General features: G+C 74.4%; 12 protein-coding genes. 8 read left to right on the forward strand and 4 right to left on the reverse strand.

Features of this window, described 5'->3' with window-relative positions:
* Positions 1–61: 61 nt before the first annotated feature.
* Positions 62–1,336, reverse strand: coding sequence for a deoxyguanosinetriphosphate triphosphohydrolase (locus ACFW47_RS02495; protein WP_386278942.1), 1,275 nt, complete (start codon positions 1,334–1,336; stop codon positions 62–64).
* A gap of 39 nt (positions 1,337–1,375) precedes the next feature.
* The gene (locus ACFW47_RS02500) at positions 1,376–2,215 is read right to left on the reverse strand and encodes a sirohydrochlorin chelatase (protein ID WP_386304473.1); all 840 of its coding nucleotides are present in this window, start codon (positions 2,213–2,215) and stop codon (positions 1,376–1,378) included.
* A gap of 167 nt (positions 2,216–2,382) precedes the next feature.
* Between ACFW47_RS02500 and ACFW47_RS02505 the strand changes: the two genes are divergently transcribed.
* A complete protein-coding gene (locus tag ACFW47_RS02505; protein WP_386278938.1) occupies positions 2,383–3,069 on the forward strand; it encodes a vancomycin high temperature exclusion protein in 687 nt (228 codons plus the stop codon).
* A 254-nt stretch (positions 3,070–3,323) separates the two neighbouring features.
* Entirely contained in the window at positions 3,324–5,498 is a 2,175-nt protein-coding gene (locus ACFW47_RS02510; RefSeq protein ID WP_386304475.1) for a molybdopterin oxidoreductase family protein, read from the forward strand.
* On the opposite strand, the gene ACFW47_RS02515 is transcribed toward ACFW47_RS02510, so the two are convergent.
* Positions 5,455–5,973 carry a gamma-glutamylcyclotransferase family protein gene (locus ACFW47_RS02515; protein WP_386278934.1) on the reverse strand — a complete coding sequence of 173 codons (519 nt, stop codon included), beginning with the start codon at positions 5,971–5,973 and terminating at the stop codon, positions 5,455–5,457. The two genes, ACFW47_RS02510 and ACFW47_RS02515, sit on opposite strands and share 44 nt — an antisense overlap.
* A 127-nt stretch (positions 5,974–6,100) precedes the next feature.
* Here ACFW47_RS02515 and ACFW47_RS02520 point away from each other — a divergent pair, with 127 nt between their 5' ends.
* The 3 genes from ACFW47_RS02520 (at position 6,101) to ACFW47_RS02530 (ending at position 9,279) form a co-directional block, all read left to right on the forward strand.
* Complete coding sequence (locus ACFW47_RS02520; RefSeq protein WP_386304478.1) at positions 6,101–7,747, forward strand: M4 family metallopeptidase; 1,647 nt, start codon at positions 6,101–6,103, stop codon at positions 7,745–7,747.
* 249 nt (positions 7,748–7,996) lie between these two features.
* Positions 7,997–8,527, forward strand: a complete 531-nt coding sequence (locus ACFW47_RS02525; RefSeq protein ID WP_386278930.1) for a hypothetical protein — start codon at positions 7,997–7,999, stop codon at positions 8,525–8,527.
* A 122-nt stretch (positions 8,528–8,649) separates the two neighbouring features.
* Positions 8,650–9,279, forward strand: coding sequence for a class F sortase (locus ACFW47_RS02530; RefSeq protein WP_386278928.1), 630 nt, complete (start codon positions 8,650–8,652; stop codon positions 9,277–9,279).
* Positions 9,280–9,314: 35 nt separating this feature from the next.
* Here the strand turns inward: ACFW47_RS02530 and ACFW47_RS02535 are convergent, their stop codons facing one another.
* Positions 9,315–10,097, reverse strand: coding sequence for a sulfite exporter TauE/SafE family protein (locus ACFW47_RS02535; protein ID WP_386304481.1), 783 nt, complete (start codon positions 10,095–10,097; stop codon positions 9,315–9,317).
* Positions 10,098–10,272: 175 nt separating this feature from the next.
* Between ACFW47_RS02535 and ACFW47_RS02540 the strand changes: the two genes are divergently transcribed.
* Genes ACFW47_RS02540 through nirD form a run of 3 tightly spaced genes read left to right on the forward strand, consistent with a single transcriptional unit; the run spans position 10,273 to position 14,458 of the window.
* Positions 10,273–11,511: an NAD(P)/FAD-dependent oxidoreductase gene (locus ACFW47_RS02540; RefSeq protein ID WP_386278925.1), complete on the forward strand. Its 1,239-nt coding sequence runs from the start codon at positions 10,273–10,275 to the stop codon at positions 11,509–11,511.
* Positions 11,511–14,111 carry a nitrite reductase large subunit NirB gene (nirB, locus tag ACFW47_RS02545; RefSeq protein ID WP_386304483.1) on the forward strand — a complete coding sequence of 867 codons (2,601 nt, stop codon included), beginning with the start codon at positions 11,511–11,513 and terminating at the stop codon, positions 14,109–14,111. The genes ACFW47_RS02540 and nirB overlap by 1 nt, the downstream gene beginning before the upstream one ends.
* Positions 14,108–14,458 (forward strand): nitrite reductase small subunit NirD, encoded by a 351-nt coding sequence (gene nirD, locus ACFW47_RS02550; protein ID WP_386278921.1) that lies wholly within the window; start codon positions 14,108–14,110, stop codon positions 14,456–14,458. Before nirB ends, nirD begins: the two co-directional genes overlap by 4 nt.
* The last annotated feature ends 128 nt before the right edge of the window (positions 14,459–14,586 follow it).

Genomic DNA, 14,586 nt, shown 5'->3' on the forward strand with positions numbered 1-14,586 from the left:
CCACGGAGGACGCTGTTTCCGGCGCCATCCGGTCTGTCGGGTCACTCCTGTCCCGTCAGTCTCACCGATGCCCCGTCAGGCGGGCGTGAAGCGAGCGGGCCGAGGCGTCGGTGAGCGAGGCGATCTGGTCGACGATCACCCGTTTGCGGGCACGGTCGTCGGCCGCCGTGTCGAACAGGGCGCGGAACTGGGGGTCGAGCCCGTCCGGGGCGCGGGCGGTGAGCGCCTCGGCCAGCTCGGCGACGACGACGCGCTGGTCGGCGCGGAGCCGCTCCTGCTCGGTGCGCTGCATGACGTACCGGAAGGCGACCGCCTTGAGCACGGCGCACTCCATGCGGGTCGGGCGGGGGACCACCAGTTCCGCCGTGTAGCGGGTGAGCCGCCCGCCGCCGTACGCCGCCCGGGTGGCGGTCTCGGCGGCGAGGCAGAAGCGGCCGATGAGCTGGCTGGTGGCGTCCTTCAGCCGGGCCTGGGCGACGGCCGAGCCGTCGTAGCCGTGCGGCCACCAGTCCTGGGCGAGGAGGCGGTCGAGGGCGGCGGCGAGTTCGGCGTGGTCGGTGCCGTCGGGGGCGTACCGCCCGACGGCCGCCTCGAAGACCGCCTCCCGCTCGACGTCGGCGAGCAGGCAGTTCGGGTCGATGTGTCCGGCGTGCAGGCCGTCCTCGACGTCGTGCACGGAGTACGCCACGTCGTCGGCCCAGTCCATGACCTGAGCCTCGAAGCAGGTGCGGGCGCCGGGGGCGTCCTCGCGCAGCCATGCGAAAACGGGCCGGTCGTCGTCGTACACGCCGAACTTGGGGGACGCCGGGTCGGTGGGATGAGCGCCCCGTGGCCACGGGTACTTGGTGGCGGCGTCGAGGGTGGCGCGGGTGAGGTTGAGGCCGACGGAGCCGGCCTCGGTGAACCGTTTGGGTTCGATGCGGGTGAGGAGCCGCAGCGACTGGGCGTTGCCCTCGAAGCCGCCGCAGTCCTCGGCGAAGTCGTTCAGCGCCTGTTCGCCGTTGTGGCCGAAGGGCGGGTGGCCCAGGTCGTGGGCGAGGCAGGCGGCCTCGACGAGGTCGGGGTCGCAGCCGAGGGCGGCGCCGAGTTCGCGGCCGACCTGGGCGCATTCGAGGGAGTGGGTGAGGCGGGTGCGGGGGCTGGCGTCCCACATGGGGTTGCCCTCCCCCGGCGCGACGACCTGGGTCTTTCCGGCGAGGCGGCGCAGGGCGGCGGAGTGCAGGATGCGGGCGCGGTCGCGCTGGAAGGCGGTGCGGCCGGGGCGTTTGTCGGGCTCGGGGGCGTAGCGGGCGGCTGACGCCGGGTCGTAGGGGGGTGCGGTGCGGGTGCCTTCCATGCCATGAACACTAAGCGGAAGGTGTGACAGTCGGGTCGCCTATACGTGTGCCGGGTGGGGTCGCCGGGCGAGTGCGGGCCCGATCGTGGCTGGTCGCGCGGTTCCCCGTGCCCCTTCGGCTGCGTGGTCGTCACCGTCTCCTTCGAGTGCCTGGTCGTAGCGGTGGAGGAGGAGGCGGGCCATGGCCGGGTGGGTGCCCAGGGGGGTCGACGCGATCCACGGGGCGGCTGTCGCGGACTGGGTCGCGAAGCGGCCCGGCGCCGTGAAGTACGAGGCGACTGCCACGTTGCGGTAGCCCCGGGAGGACAGCGCGCGTACGGCCTCCGGGACCGTCGGGGCGGCCGCCGAGGCGTACGCCGGGAGGACCGGGACGTCGAGGCGGGCGGACAGGAGTGATGCCGTGCGGTCCGTGTCGGTTCTGGAGTCCGGGTCGCGGGAGCCCGCCGCGGCGAGGACGACGGCGGCGTCCCGCGGGGCGTGGAGGGGCCAGCCGGCCTCCAGGAGGTTGTCGTGCAGGGCGTCCACGAGGAGGGGGTGCGGGCCGAGCGGGGCGGCGATCCGGGTGCGGGCCGGGCAGGCCGCGGCCGTCTCCGGGATGTCCCGCTTGACGTGGTGGCCCCGGCTGAGGAGAAGGGGGACGAGGACCGCGTCCCCGTCGCCGAGGGCGGTGAGCGTGTCGGGCAGCAGGGGCTCGTTCAGCTCGATGTGGCCGAGGCGCACCGGCAGGGTGGGGCGCAGGGTGCGGACCCGGTCGAGCAAGGCCCGCACCGTACTCAGGGCGCGCGGGTCGCGGCTGCCGTGGGCGACGACGACCAGGGCGGGGGTGCCGCCGGGGGTCGCCGTGCCGGTCGTCCTGCCCATCGGTGTCGTGGCCGTCATGTGTCGAGGGTGGCGGCCGGACGTTGCCTCCCCGTTGCGCGGATGTCACGGGTGTTTTCCGTCGGTTCACGCGGCGCCGGGCGGTGCGTGTGAGCGGCGGGTGAACCGGACCGCGCGCCCGGACGTCCCTGGAGTCGGGAGTGCCGACCGGGAGGGGACCGACACCGATGCGCCACTGGAGACCTCGCGGACCGCGCCTTCCGCGCACCCGGAAGGGGCGGCGGCGGCTGGTGCGGGCGGTGGTGGCCGGGTGCGTCCTGGCGCTGCTGCCGAGCGCGTGGCTGCACGTCGTGACGGACGACCGGCTGCGCTCCACCGCCGACGTGCCCCCTGCCGACGTCGCGGTCGTGTTCGGCGCGGGGCTGTGGGACGGGGAGCCGTCGCCGTACCTGGCGCACCGGCTGGACGCGGCGGCGGACCTGTATCGCGCGGGCCGGGTCGAGGTGGTGCTGGTCACCGGGGACAACAGCCGTGAGGAGTACGACGAGCCGGACGCCATGCGCGCCTACCTGGTCCGGCACGGGGTGCCCGGCGGGCGGATCGTCAGCGACTACGCGGGCTTCGACACCTGGGACTCGTGCGTCCGGGCCAAGAAGATCTTCGGTGTGGACCGGGCGGTGCTGATCAGCCAGGACTTCCACATCCGGCGGGCGGTGGCGCTGTGCCAGGAGGCGGGGGTGGCGTCGTACGGCGTCGGGGTCGGCGAGGTGCGCGACGTGACCTGGTACTACGGGGGCGCCCGGGAGGTCCTGGCGGCGGGGAAGGCGGCGCTCGACGCGGTGTTCGAGCCCGACCCCCGGTTCCTGGGACCCGAGGAGCCGGGGGTGTCACGGGCGTTGGGCACGCCCGGCTGAGGCCGCATGCCTGAGCGGACGAATCCGGGCGTTCTGCCCAGGCTGTTCGCGCTGCCGGCGGCGGCCGGGACCGCGTCGGCCGACCAGGCCCCACCGGCGATCACGCCCGACGAGTGCTGCCCCGGGCCGCCCGCCGGAGCCGGCATGGCACGCGTCTCCCTCACGGCCGCCCGGGGCCGACGGGGAGGTCACCGTCCCGGCGGCGTAACAAACGGCCGCCCGGACGCGTAACACGCACGTCGCACGCTGGCGGCATGCAGAACACCGCCGCGCCCACGCCCACCCACTGCCCGTACTGCGCGCTGCAGTGCGGGATGAACCTGACGCCCGCCGCCGACGGAACCGTCGAGGTGTCCGAGCGTCCGGACTTCCCGGTGAACCGGGGCGCGCTGTGCGGCAAGGGGCGGACGGCGCCGGCGGTGCTCTCGTCAGGCGTGCGGCTGACGTCGCCGCTGGTGCGGTCGGACGAGGGGACGCTCGTGCCGGCGGGCTGGGACGAGGCGCTGGGGCGGATCGCCGGGAACCTCACCCGGACGCGGGCGGAGTACGGCGCGGACGCGCTGGGGGTGTTCGGCGGGGGCGGGCTGACCAACGAGAAGGCGTACGCGCTGGGGAAGTTCGCGCGGGTGGTGCTGGGCACTTCGCAGATCGACTACAACGGGCGGTTCTGCATGTCGTCGGCGGCGGCGGCCGGCACGAAGGCGTTCGGACTGGACCGGGGACTGCCGTTCCCGCTGGAGGACATCCCGAGGACCGGGTGCGTGATCCTCGTCGGGTCCAATCCGGCGGAGACCATGCCGCCGTCCCTGCGCTACTTCACCGAGCTGCGCGAGAACGGCGGCACGCTGATCGTCGTCGACCCGCGGCGGACGAAGACCGCGGAACAGGCCGACCTGCACCTCGCGCCCCGGCCCGGTACGGACCTCGCGCTCGCGCTGGGCATGCTGCACCTGGTCGTCGCCGAGGGGCGGGTGGACGCGGAGTACGTCGAGGAGCGCACGGCGGGCTGGGAGGAGGCGCGGGCGGCGGCCATGGCGCACTGGCCGGAGTACGTGGAGCGGATCACGGGGGTGTCCGTTCCGGAACTGCGGGAGGCGGTGCGGCTGTTCTGCGGCCCGGACGCGGCGATGGTGCTGACCGCGCGCGGGCCCGAGCAGCAGGCCAAGGGAACGGACACGGTGGGCGCGTGGATCAACCTGTGCCTGGCGACCGGGCGGGCCGGGCGGCCGCTGTCGGGGTACGGCTGCCTGACCGGGCAGGGCAACGGGCAGGGCGGACGCGAGCACGGGCAGAAGGCCGACCAGCTGCCGGGCTACCGCAAGCTGACCGACCCGGCGGCGCGGCGGCACGTGGCCGGGGTGTGGGGCGTGGACCCGGACTCGCTGCCGGGTCCGGGGCGCAGCGCGTACGAGCTGCTGGACGCGCTGGGGACGGAGATCAGGTCGCTGCTGGTGATGGGGTCCAATCCGGTGGTGTCGGCGCCCCGCGCGGCGCACGTCGAGGGGCGGCTGCGGGAGCTGGACTTCCTGGCCGTGTGCGACGTGGTGCTCTCCGAGACGGCGGCGCTGGCGGACGTGGTCCTGCCGGTGACGCAGTGGGCGGAGGAGACGGGGACCACGACCAGCCTGGAGGGCCGGGTGCTGCTGCGGCGGCGGGCGATCACACCGCCGGACGGCGTCCGCAGCGACCTGGAGGTGCTGCACGGGCTGGCCGGCCGGCTCGGGGTGGAGAAGGGCTTCCCGACCGACCCCGAGGAGGTCTTCGAGGAACTGCGCCGGGCGAGCGCGGGCGGCCCCGCGGACTACTCCGGGATCGACTACCGGCGGCTGGCTCGGGAGGGCGGGGTGTTCTGGCCGTGCCCGGCGCCGGCGGGGGCGCACGACGGCGACAGGACCACCGGCACGGAGCGGACCACCACCGGAACCGACCGAACCACCTCAACCACCGGAACACCCGCCCCCCGCCCAGGCACCCCGCGCCTCTTCCTCGACCGCTTCGCCACCGACGACGGCCGGGCCCGGTTCGTCCCCGTCTCGCACCGGCCGAGTGCCGAGGAGGCGGACGACGAGTACCCGGTGCTGCTGACGACCGGCCGGGTCGTGGCGCAGTACCAGTCCGGGGCACAGACCCGGCGGGTGGGCGAGCTGAACGCCGCGGCGCCCGGCCCCTTCGTGGAGCTGCACCCGCGGCTGGCGGCGCGGCTCGGGGTCGCCCAGGGCGATCCGGTGGCCGTCGTGTCGCGGCGCGGCCGGGCGGTGGCTCCCGCCCGCATCACCTCCGCCATCCGGCCCGACACGGTGTTCATGCCCTTCCACTGGCCGGGCGAGGGCCGCGCCAACACCCTGACCAACCCGGCCCTCGACCCGACCTCGCGGATGCCGGAGTTCAAGGTGTGCGCGGTGCGGGTGGAGGCGGTGGCGGGGCCGTAGGGCCCGTCCGCCGGGGTCGCCGGTCCGTCGGCCGCCACTCGCCGCCCTCGATGGGCATGGCGCGGGCGCGCAGCCTGGCCGCGACGGCCGGGGCGGCGACGTAGACCCAGGCGCGGACGGGCGAGCCGTCGGCGGCCCGTACGACGCTCCTCGCGACCCGGTCGTAGAGGTTGCGCGGGTCGCCCGGCGCGTACTCCTCCAGCCGGTCGAGCGTGGCGAGCAGGTCGGCGTACGTCTCCGGCCGGGCGGTGACGAGGTCACCGGTCACCACGCCGCCCGGGGCCTCGACGGCGTAGGGATAGCCGGGGCCGGGGTACAGGACGGCGCCGTTGAGCCGGGCCGGTTCCTCGGCGCGGGTGCGGCCGCTGAGGAAACGGGCGTGGTTGGGGGCGCCGGGGCGGAGCGTCCCGTAGACGAAGAACGGCAGTCTCCCGGCATCCGTCACACCATCCGGCAGGGCATCCACGAGGGTCATTCTCTCCCCTCACGATCTCCACGTGCGCGCTATGGACATGACATGTCCGGGAGCCCTTGAATCCGAGTCAGCACTCCCCCACTCCCCCCAACCTCTGCGTCCCCACGCGCCTTCTCCAAGGAGACCGATGAGCCGAATACGGCCCGTCCGCGGTTCCCGCCTCACCACCGCCGCCGTCACCGCCACCGCCGCCTCCCTCCTGGTCGGCGCGCCCGCCCCCACCGCCGGCGCCGCCGACCGCCCGACCCCGGCCACCGCCCTCGGCAACGCGGCGGCGGTCCTCGTGGACCGCGCCCCGGCCCTGGGCCTGACCCCGGCCCAGGAGACGGAGGTCCGCGACGTCATCGTCGACGCCGACGGCACCCAGCACGTCCGCTACGACCGCACGTACCGCGGCCTGCCCGTCCTGGGCGGCGACTTCGTCGTCCACCTCGCCCCCGACGGCGGCTACCGGGGCGCCGACCGCGCGACGAGTGCGGCCGTCTCCCTGCCCACCGTCACCCCGGAACTGTCCGCGCCCAAGGCCGCCGACCTCGCCGCGACCGCGCTGCGCGCCGCCAACCCGGGCCAGTTGCTGAAGCGGCTCACCGCCGAGCCCGAGCTGGTCGTCGACGCGCTGCACGGCGCCCCGAAGCTGGCCTGGCAAACCAACGCGGTGGCGCTGGACTCCCTCGGCAACCCGGTCGCGCGCACGGTGCTGACCGACGCGGCCACGGGCGCCCGGATCGACGCCTGGGACGCCCTCGAATCGGCGGCCGAGGGCGACGGCAGGTCGCTGTACGGCGGGACGGTGCCGTTGCGGACCACTCCGTCCGGGTCGTCGTACCGGCTCAAGGACCCGACACGCGGCGGCACCCACACCGGCGACGCCGGGAACCAGACCGACCTGTGCCTCCTCAACGTCTGCCTCGTCCGGGCCCCCTCGGCGGTCTTCACCGACGCCGACAACCACTGGGGCACCGGGACGGCCGACGACCGCGCCTCGGCCGCCGTGGACGCGCAGTACGGCACGGACGTCACCTGGGACTACTACGAGGACGTCCACGGCCGCAGCGGCATCGCGGGCGACGGAAAGGGCTCGTACAACCGCGTGCACTACGGCACCCGGTACAACAACGCCTTCTGGGACGACGGCTGCTTCTGCATGACGTACGGCGACGGTGACGGGACGGCCTTCGGTCCGCTGGTCTCGCTGGACGTCGCCGCGCACGAGATGACGCACGGCGTGACCTCGTCGACGGCGGCGCTGACGTACTCGGGCGAGTCCGGCGGGCTGAACGAGGCGACCTCCGACATCTTCGGCGCGCTGGTGGAGTGGCACGCGGACAACGCCACCGACCCCGGGGACTATCTGATCGGCGAGAAGGTCGTCCGGGACGGTTTCGGCCGCGACGCGCTGCGCCGTATGGACCGGCCGAGCCGGGACGGCAGTTCGGCCGACTGCTGGAGCACGGCCGCGGGCGACCTCGACGTCCACTACTCCTCCGGGATCGCCAACCACTTCGCCTACCTGCTGGCCGAGGGCAGCGGCGCGAAGACCGTGGGCGGAGTGCACTACGACTCCCCCACCTGCGACGGCTCCACCGTCTCCGGGATCGGCCGGGAGAAGCTGGGCGACATCTGGTACCGGGCGCTGACCGTCTACATGACCTCGTCCACGGACTACGCGGGCGCCCGCACGGCCACCCTGAACGCGGCGAGGGACCTGTACGGCGCCGACAGCGCGGAGTACGCCGCGGTGGGCGCGGCGTGGAGCGCGGTGAACGTCGGCTGACGCGCGACGCGGGCCCGTTCGGCGGCACGGTCACCCGTTCACACGCGTGCCCCGCGCACCGGCACAACTTTCCCCGGGTGGGCCCCTCGTACGCCCGTGACCTGCCGGAACGGCGTCACGCACGGGGACGCCGGAAGCGCGGGCGACACCCGTTCATCCCATTCCCGGCTCGCTCTCGGGGAGCGGGCCGCGCCCGGTGCGACTTTCCTCGGTAGGGCAGGGGCCACCGAAGAGCTCGAAGGAGCACCGATGCGACGTACCGCCCGCCTGCTGACCGGCACCGCGCTCGCCGTCGCGGCCGTCGGCCTCGCCTCCCCGGCGCCCGCGTACGCCGGTCAGGCCCGAGTCACCGGTGGTCTGGAGGTGTATCCGTCCTCGGTCGTGCCGGGCGAACGGGCCACGGTGCGCACGGCGGCGTGCGGCGAGGACGGCGCGGCGGGGGACGCCAGCGCGGTGGGCGCCGGTGAGTTCCCGCTGGCGCCGGGCGCCGGGGAGGGCGCGACGACGGGCGGCTTCCAGGTGCCGCCGAGCGCCCAGCCGGGGACGTACGAGATCGTCGCGACCTGTGGCGGGAGCGGCAAGCGGGTGGCGGGTGACCTGGTGGTCACGCTGACCGCGGCCCGTGAGCAGGTGTACCCCAGAGGAAGCGTGAAGACGGGGGTCGGCGGCGCTCTTGGCCCCGATCCCGTGCAGACCGCGGCCGGTGTTGCGGCTCTGGCCGTCGCCGCCGCGGGCGGTACCTGGCTCCTGCATCGCCGGGCGAGAGGCGACGGGATCTGACGGGCACCCTCCGCTGCCCGTCCGCCGGTACCGCACTTCCCCACCCCCTCCGGGTCCGATGCCCCTCGCGGCCCGGAGGGGGCAGGGGATCCCCCGAGGGACCCGAGGGAGAGGGGCGCGTCATGCGCAGGATCGGCGACTGGGCGATAGCCGCGGTCACCGCGCTCGCCCTCTGTTCCGGGGCGTGGCTGCTGCTCGGCCGGACCGGCGCCGAGGCACCGCCGCAGCCGTCGGCCGCGCAGGCCGCCCGTACCGGCGCCGGGCAGGCGGGGCGGGCGCCCGCGGCACCGGCGCTGCCGCCCTCCCCTCCCGACCGCATCCGCATCCCGGCGATCGGCGTGGACGCCCCCATGACGGGCCTCGGGCTGACACCGTCCGGCAGTCTCGACGTACCGCCCGCCGAGGAGGAGAACCTGGCCGGCTGGTACGAGGCCGGCACCACCCCCGGCGAGACGGGCACCGCGATCGTCGCCGGGCACGTCGACAACGCCGAGGGCCCCGCCGTCTTCTACCGCCTCGGCGCCCTGGAGAAGGACTCGTTGATCGAGGTCGGCCGGCAGGACGGCGGCGTCGCGGTCTTCGCCGTGGACGCCGTCGAGGTGTACGAGGCCGAGGACTTCCCCGACGAGAAGGTGTACGGCGCGGCCGACCGGCCCGAGCTGCGCGTCATCACCTGCGGCGGCGACTACGCACGCGGTACCGGCTACCAGGGGAACGTGGTCGTCTTCGCGCACCTGACCGACAGCCGGTGAGACGGCCGCCGGTGAGACCCCGCCCTGAACCCTTCCTACGCGATCCACTGCTCGTACGCCAGGTTCGCCACCAGCGCGAACACCACCGTCAGCAGCACGATCCGCACGAATCCGCTGCCCCGCTTCAGCGCCGTGTGCGCGCCGAGGGTGCCGCCCGCCAGGTTGAACACCGCCATCAGGACAGCCAGCTGCCACAGCACCGCGCCCTGCCAGGCGAACATCGCGAGGGCGCCCGCGTTGGTGCAGCAGTTCACGATCTTCGCGGTGGCGGAGGCGGTCACCAGGTCCAGGTGGAGGACGGCGGTGAGGGCCAGCACCAGGAAGGTTCCGGTGCCGGGGCCGATGAGGCCGTCGTAGAAGCCGATGCCGAGGCCCGCGAGGCCGATCGCGGCGAGCGTCTGGCGGCGGGTGGCGGGGCCGGTGGCGGGGGCGGTGCCGAAGGCGGGTCGAAGGATCACGAAGGCCGCGACGGCCAGCAGCACCACCATGATGACGGGCTTGAGGACCTCGGTGCTCATCCCGGCCGCGAAGAAGGCCCCGCCCGACGATCCGGCCAGGGCCGCGAGGCCGATCCGTACGGCGGTGCCGACGTCCACGGGCGCCTTGCGGGCGTACGTCACCGCCGCGCCCGTGGTGCCGACGATGGCGACCGCCTTGTTGGTGCCCAGCGCGTGCGCGGCCGGTGTCCCGGCGGGCAGGCCGAGCAGCAGCGCGGGCAGCAGCAGGAGCCCGCCACCGCCGACCACGGCGTCGATCCAGCCGGCCGCGAGGGCGGCGAGGCAGAGCAGGACGACCGTGGTCAGCGATATGTCGGGCATGATCGTGACCCTATGGACGGAATGGATGTGCCGTCCATCGAGATGAGGGTCTTCTGAGGTTACGGACGCCTCCAGCGTCCCTCACACCCGGTGCCCGGCCCCGCTGAGGGCAGCGTTCCCCCTGGGAAACAGTCGCGATGCCACCGGGTAACACCCGCACCGCACGCTCGGTGCCATGACCTCGAATACGCGTGTGGTGGTGATCGGCGCCGGACTCGCGGGCGTCACCCTCGCCCGGCGGCTCGGTGAGCTCGGCACGCCCGCGCTGGTCGTCGGCGACGAGGAGCACCGCCCCTACAACCGGGTGCTGCTCGCCGAGGTGCTGGCCGGACGGTACGGCCCCGAGGTGGTCGCGCTGCCCGCGCCGGCCGGACTGCTGCGCGGCCGGGTCACCGGCATCGACCGGGCCCGGCGCGCCGTCCACTGCGCCGACGGCTCCGTGATCGCCTACGGCACGCTGGTCCTCGCCACCGGCTCCAACGCCGTACTGCCGCCGCTGCGCGGCCTGTTCACCCCGGACCGGGAGCTGCCCGAGGGCGTGCACGCGTTCCGGACGATGGACGACTGCCTGGGACTGTCCAAGGCACTGCGGCCGGGGGCGCGGGCGGTCGTCGTCGGGGGCGGGCTGCTCGGCGTGTCCGCCGCCCGCGCGCTGGCCGTGCGCGGCGCCCAGGTCGTCCTCGCCCAGCAGTCCGAGCGGCTCATGGAACGCCAGCTCGACCCGGCCGCCTCCGCCCTCGTCCGGCGCCACCTGGAGGACCTCGGTGTCGAGGTGCACACCGAGTGCCGGGTGCGGGACGTGCGGAGCGTCGGCGGGGCGGTGCGGTCGGTGGAAATGGCCGACGGGTACGCGCTGGGCGCCGACGTCGTCGTCCTCGCGTGCGGGGTCCGGCCGCGCGTGGGGCTGGCGCGGGCAGCCGGGCTGGAGGTGGCGGCGGGCGTGGTCGTCGACGACGAGCTGCGCACCAGTGACCCGCACATCCGCGCGATCGGCGACTGCGCCCAGCACGCGGGGCGCGTGTACGGGCTGGCCGCGCCGGCCCTCGAACAGGCGGGCGCGCTCGCCGGACTGCTCGCCGGGGACGGCACCGCCGCCCGCTACACCGGCACCCGCTCTCTGACCCGGCTCACCCTCACCGGGACCGGCGGCCCCCTCGGGCCCGAGGGCTCCTTCGACCTCGCCGCGTTCGGCGAGACCGACCCCCGCCCCGGTGACGACGTCGTGCAGCTCGCCGACGCCACCCGGGGCACCTACCGCAAGGTCGTCGTCCGTGACGACCGGCTGGTCGGCGGGGTCCTGGTCGGCGAACTCGGCACCGTCGGCGCGCTCGCGCGCGCCTGGGAGGGAGCAGAGCCGCTCCCGTCCGACGGCGGCCCCCTGCTCCACCTGCTCACCCATGACGGAGGCTCCTGATGACCGCCACCCCGACCATCGTCCTCGTCGGCCACGGCATGGTCGGCCAGCGTTTCCTGGAGGCGCTCGCCGAGCGCGGCCTGACCGCCACGCACCGCGTGGTCGTGCTGTGCGAGGAGCCGCGCCCCGCCTACGACCGCGTCCAGCTCACCTCGTACTTCTCGGGGAAGACCCCCGAGGACCTGTCGATGACCGACGCGGCGTTCATCGAGGAGCACGGCGTCGAACTGCGCGTCGGCGATCCGGCGGAGAGCGTCGACCGCGAGGCGCGCACGGTGACCGCCCGCTCCGGGCTGGTCGTCGACTACGACGTACTGGTGCTGGCGACCGGCTCGTACCCGTTCGTGCCGCCCGTCCCCGGCAAGAACGCCGAGGGCTGCTTCGTCTACCGCACGATCGAGGACCTGCTCGCCATCGAGGCGTACGCGAAGACCGCGACGACCGGCGCGGTGGTCGGCGGCGGGCTGCTCGGGCTGGAGGCGGCCGGCGCCCTCAAGGGGCTCGGACTCACCTCGCACATCGTGGAGTTCGCGCCGCGTCTGATGCCGGTCCAGGTCGACGAGGGCGGCGGCGCGGCGCTGCTGCGCACCATCGAGGGGATGGGCCTGTCCGTGCACACGGGCGTCGGCACGCAGGAGATCCTGACCGGCGAGGACGGCGCCGTCACCGGCATGAGGCTCTCCGACGGTTCCGAACTCGCCACCGACCTGGTGGTCTTCAGCGCCGGTGTCCGCCCCCGCGACCAGCTGGCCCGCGACTGCGGACTGGCGGTCGGCGAGCGCGGCGGCATCAGCGTCGACGAGCGGTGCCGGACGGTCACCGACGAGCGGGTCTTCGCGATCGGCGAGTGCGCGCTCGCCGCCGACGGGCGGGTGTACGGGCTGGTGGCACCCGGGTACGAGCAGGCCGAGACGGCCGCCGCCACCATCGCGGCCCAGGAGGCCTCCTTCACCGGCGCCGACCTGTCCACCAAGCTGAAGCTGCTCGGTGTGGACGTGGCGTCCTTCGGCGACGCGCACGGCACCGCCGACGACTGCCTGGACGTCGTCTACTCCGACTCCCGGGCGGGCCTGTACAAGAAGCTGGTCGTGGGCCGCGACGGCACGCTGCTCGGCGGCATCCTGGTCGGCGACGCGGAGGCGTACGGCACGCTGCGCGCGTTCACCGGCTCGGTCCCGCCGGTCTCCCCCGAGTCCCTGGTGCTGCCCGCCGGTGCGGGCGCCCCCGCCCAGCTCGGCCCGGCCGCCCTGCCCGACGACGCGGTGATCTGCTCCTGCCACAACGTCACCAAGGGCACGGTCCGCGGCGCGGTGACCGAGCACTCCTGCACGACCGTGCCGGAGGTGAAGAAGTGCACCAAGGCCGGCACCGGCTGCGGCTCCTGCGTGAAGGTGCTCGGCCAGCTGGTCACCGCCGAGCTGGAGGCGAGCGGCGTCGAGGTCGACAAGGGCCTGTGCGGCTGCTTCGCCCAGACCCGCGAGGAGCTGTACGAGATCGTCCTCGCGCTGCGGATCACCTCCTACCGGGAGCTGCTGGACCGGCACGGCCGCGAGGACGCCCGGGGCGGCGAGGGCTGCGAGGTGTGCAAGCCCGCGATCGGCTCGATCATCGCCTCCCTCGCCCCGAGCATCGGCGCCAGCGGCTACGTCCTGGACGGCGAGCAGGCCGCCCTCCAGGACACCAACGACCACTTCCTGGCCAACCTCCAGAAGAACGGCTCGTACTCCGTCGTCCCGCGCATCCCCGGCGGTGAGATCGCGCCGGAGAAGCTGATCGTCATCGGCGAGATCGCCCGGGACTTCGGGCTCTACACGAAGATCACCGGCGGTCAGCGCATCGACATGTTCGGCGCCCGCGTCGAGCAGCTGCCGGTGATCTGGGCGCGGCTGGTGGACGCCGGCTTCGAGTCCGGGCACGCCTACGGCAAGTCGCTGCGCACGGTGAAGTCCTGCGTCGGCCAGACCTGGTGCCGCTACGGCGTCCAGGACTCGGTGCGCATGGCGATCGACCTGGAGCTGCGCTACCGGGGCCTGCGCTCCCCGCACAAGCTGAAGTCGGCGGTCTCCGGGTGCGCCCGCGAGTGCGCCGAGGCCCAGTCCAAGGACTTCGGCGTGATCGCCACCTCCAACGGCTGGAACCTCTACGTCGGCGGCAACGGCGGCGCCACCCCGCGCCACGCGGACCTGCTCGCACAGGACCTCTCCGACGCCGAACTGGTCCGCCTGATCGACCGGTTCCTGATGTTCTACATCCGCACCGCCGACAAGCTGGAGCGCACCTCCACCTGGCTGGAGCGCATCCCGGGCGGCCTGGACCACGTACGGGACGTCGTCGTGCACGACTCGCTCGGCATCTGCGACGAACTGGAGTCCCTGATGCGGGCCCACGTCTCGCACTACCGCGACGAGTGGGCCGAGACCATCAACGACCCCGAGAAGCTCGCCCGGTTCGTGTCCTTCGTGAACGCGCCCGACACCCCGGACCCGGTCGTGGGCTTCGTGCCCGAGCGCGACCAGATGAAGCCCGACCTGCCGCTGCTGGACATCGGCCTGCGGCGCCCCTCGGAAGACGACCTCCTGGAAGGAATGACCCGGCGATGACCCTGGCACCCGAGACGACCGACCTCAAGGTCCGGCTCCGGCTGACGGACGACTGGTTCACGGCCTGCGACCTCGGCGCCCTGCTGCCCGGCCGGGGCGTCGCGGCCCTGCTGCCGGACGGCGGCCAGGTGGCCCTGTTCCGCGACCGGTCGGGCGAGCTGTACGCCATCGGCAACCGCGACCCGTTCACCGGCGCGGCGGTCCTCTCCCGCGGCCTGACCGGCACCCACCAGGGCCGCCCCTTCGTCGCCTCCCCGCTGCTCAAGCAGCGCTTCGACCTGGCGACCGGGGTGTGCCTGGACGACGAGACGGTGCGGGTGGAGACGTACGAGGTGAAGGCGGCGTAGGACTGCGGCGGTCGCACCACGGCCCGGAACCGCGCCGACCCGCCCCGGCGTACGGTGCTCGGCGGTGGTGGTGGCGGTGGACCGCTGGGGGAGCGCGCCGTCCGGCCGTCACAGATTGTCCATGCACC

This window comes from Streptomyces sp. NPDC058796 (assembly GCF_042745235.1).
Lineage (GTDB): Bacteria > Actinomycetota > Actinomycetes > Streptomycetales > Streptomycetaceae > Streptomyces.

Coding starts and splice junctions, on each gene's coding strand:
- ACFW47_RS02505 (WP_386278938.1), top strand. CDS start 2,383: ATGCGCCACTGGAGACCTCGCGGACCGCGCCTTCCGCGCACCCGGAAG.
- ACFW47_RS02520 (WP_386304478.1), top strand. CDS start 6,101: ATGAGCCGAATACGGCCCGTCCGCGGTTCCCGCCTCACCACCGCCGCC.
- ACFW47_RS02515 (WP_386278934.1), bottom strand. CDS start 5,973: ATGACCCTCGTGGATGCCCTGCCGGATGGTGTGACGGATGCCGGGAGA.
- ACFW47_RS02500 (WP_386304473.1), bottom strand. CDS start 2,215: ATGACGGCCACGACACCGATGGGCAGGACGACCGGCACGGCGACCCCC.
- nirD (WP_386278921.1), top strand. CDS start 14,108: ATGACCCTGGCACCCGAGACGACCGACCTCAAGGTCCGGCTCCGGCTG.
- ACFW47_RS02535 (WP_386304481.1), bottom strand. CDS start 10,097: ATGCCCGACATATCGCTGACCACGGTCGTCCTGCTCTGCCTCGCCGCC.
- ACFW47_RS02540 (WP_386278925.1), top strand. CDS start 10,273: ATGACCTCGAATACGCGTGTGGTGGTGATCGGCGCCGGACTCGCGGGC.
- ACFW47_RS02510 (WP_386304475.1), top strand. CDS start 3,324: ATGCAGAACACCGCCGCGCCCACGCCCACCCACTGCCCGTACTGCGCG.
- ACFW47_RS02525 (WP_386278930.1), top strand. CDS start 7,997: ATGCGACGTACCGCCCGCCTGCTGACCGGCACCGCGCTCGCCGTCGCG.
- ACFW47_RS02530 (WP_386278928.1), top strand. CDS start 8,650: ATGCGCAGGATCGGCGACTGGGCGATAGCCGCGGTCACCGCGCTCGCC.
- ACFW47_RS02495 (WP_386278942.1), bottom strand. CDS start 1,336: ATGGAAGGCACCCGCACCGCACCCCCCTACGACCCGGCGTCAGCCGCC.
- nirB (WP_386304483.1), top strand. CDS start 11,511: ATGACCGCCACCCCGACCATCGTCCTCGTCGGCCACGGCATGGTCGGC.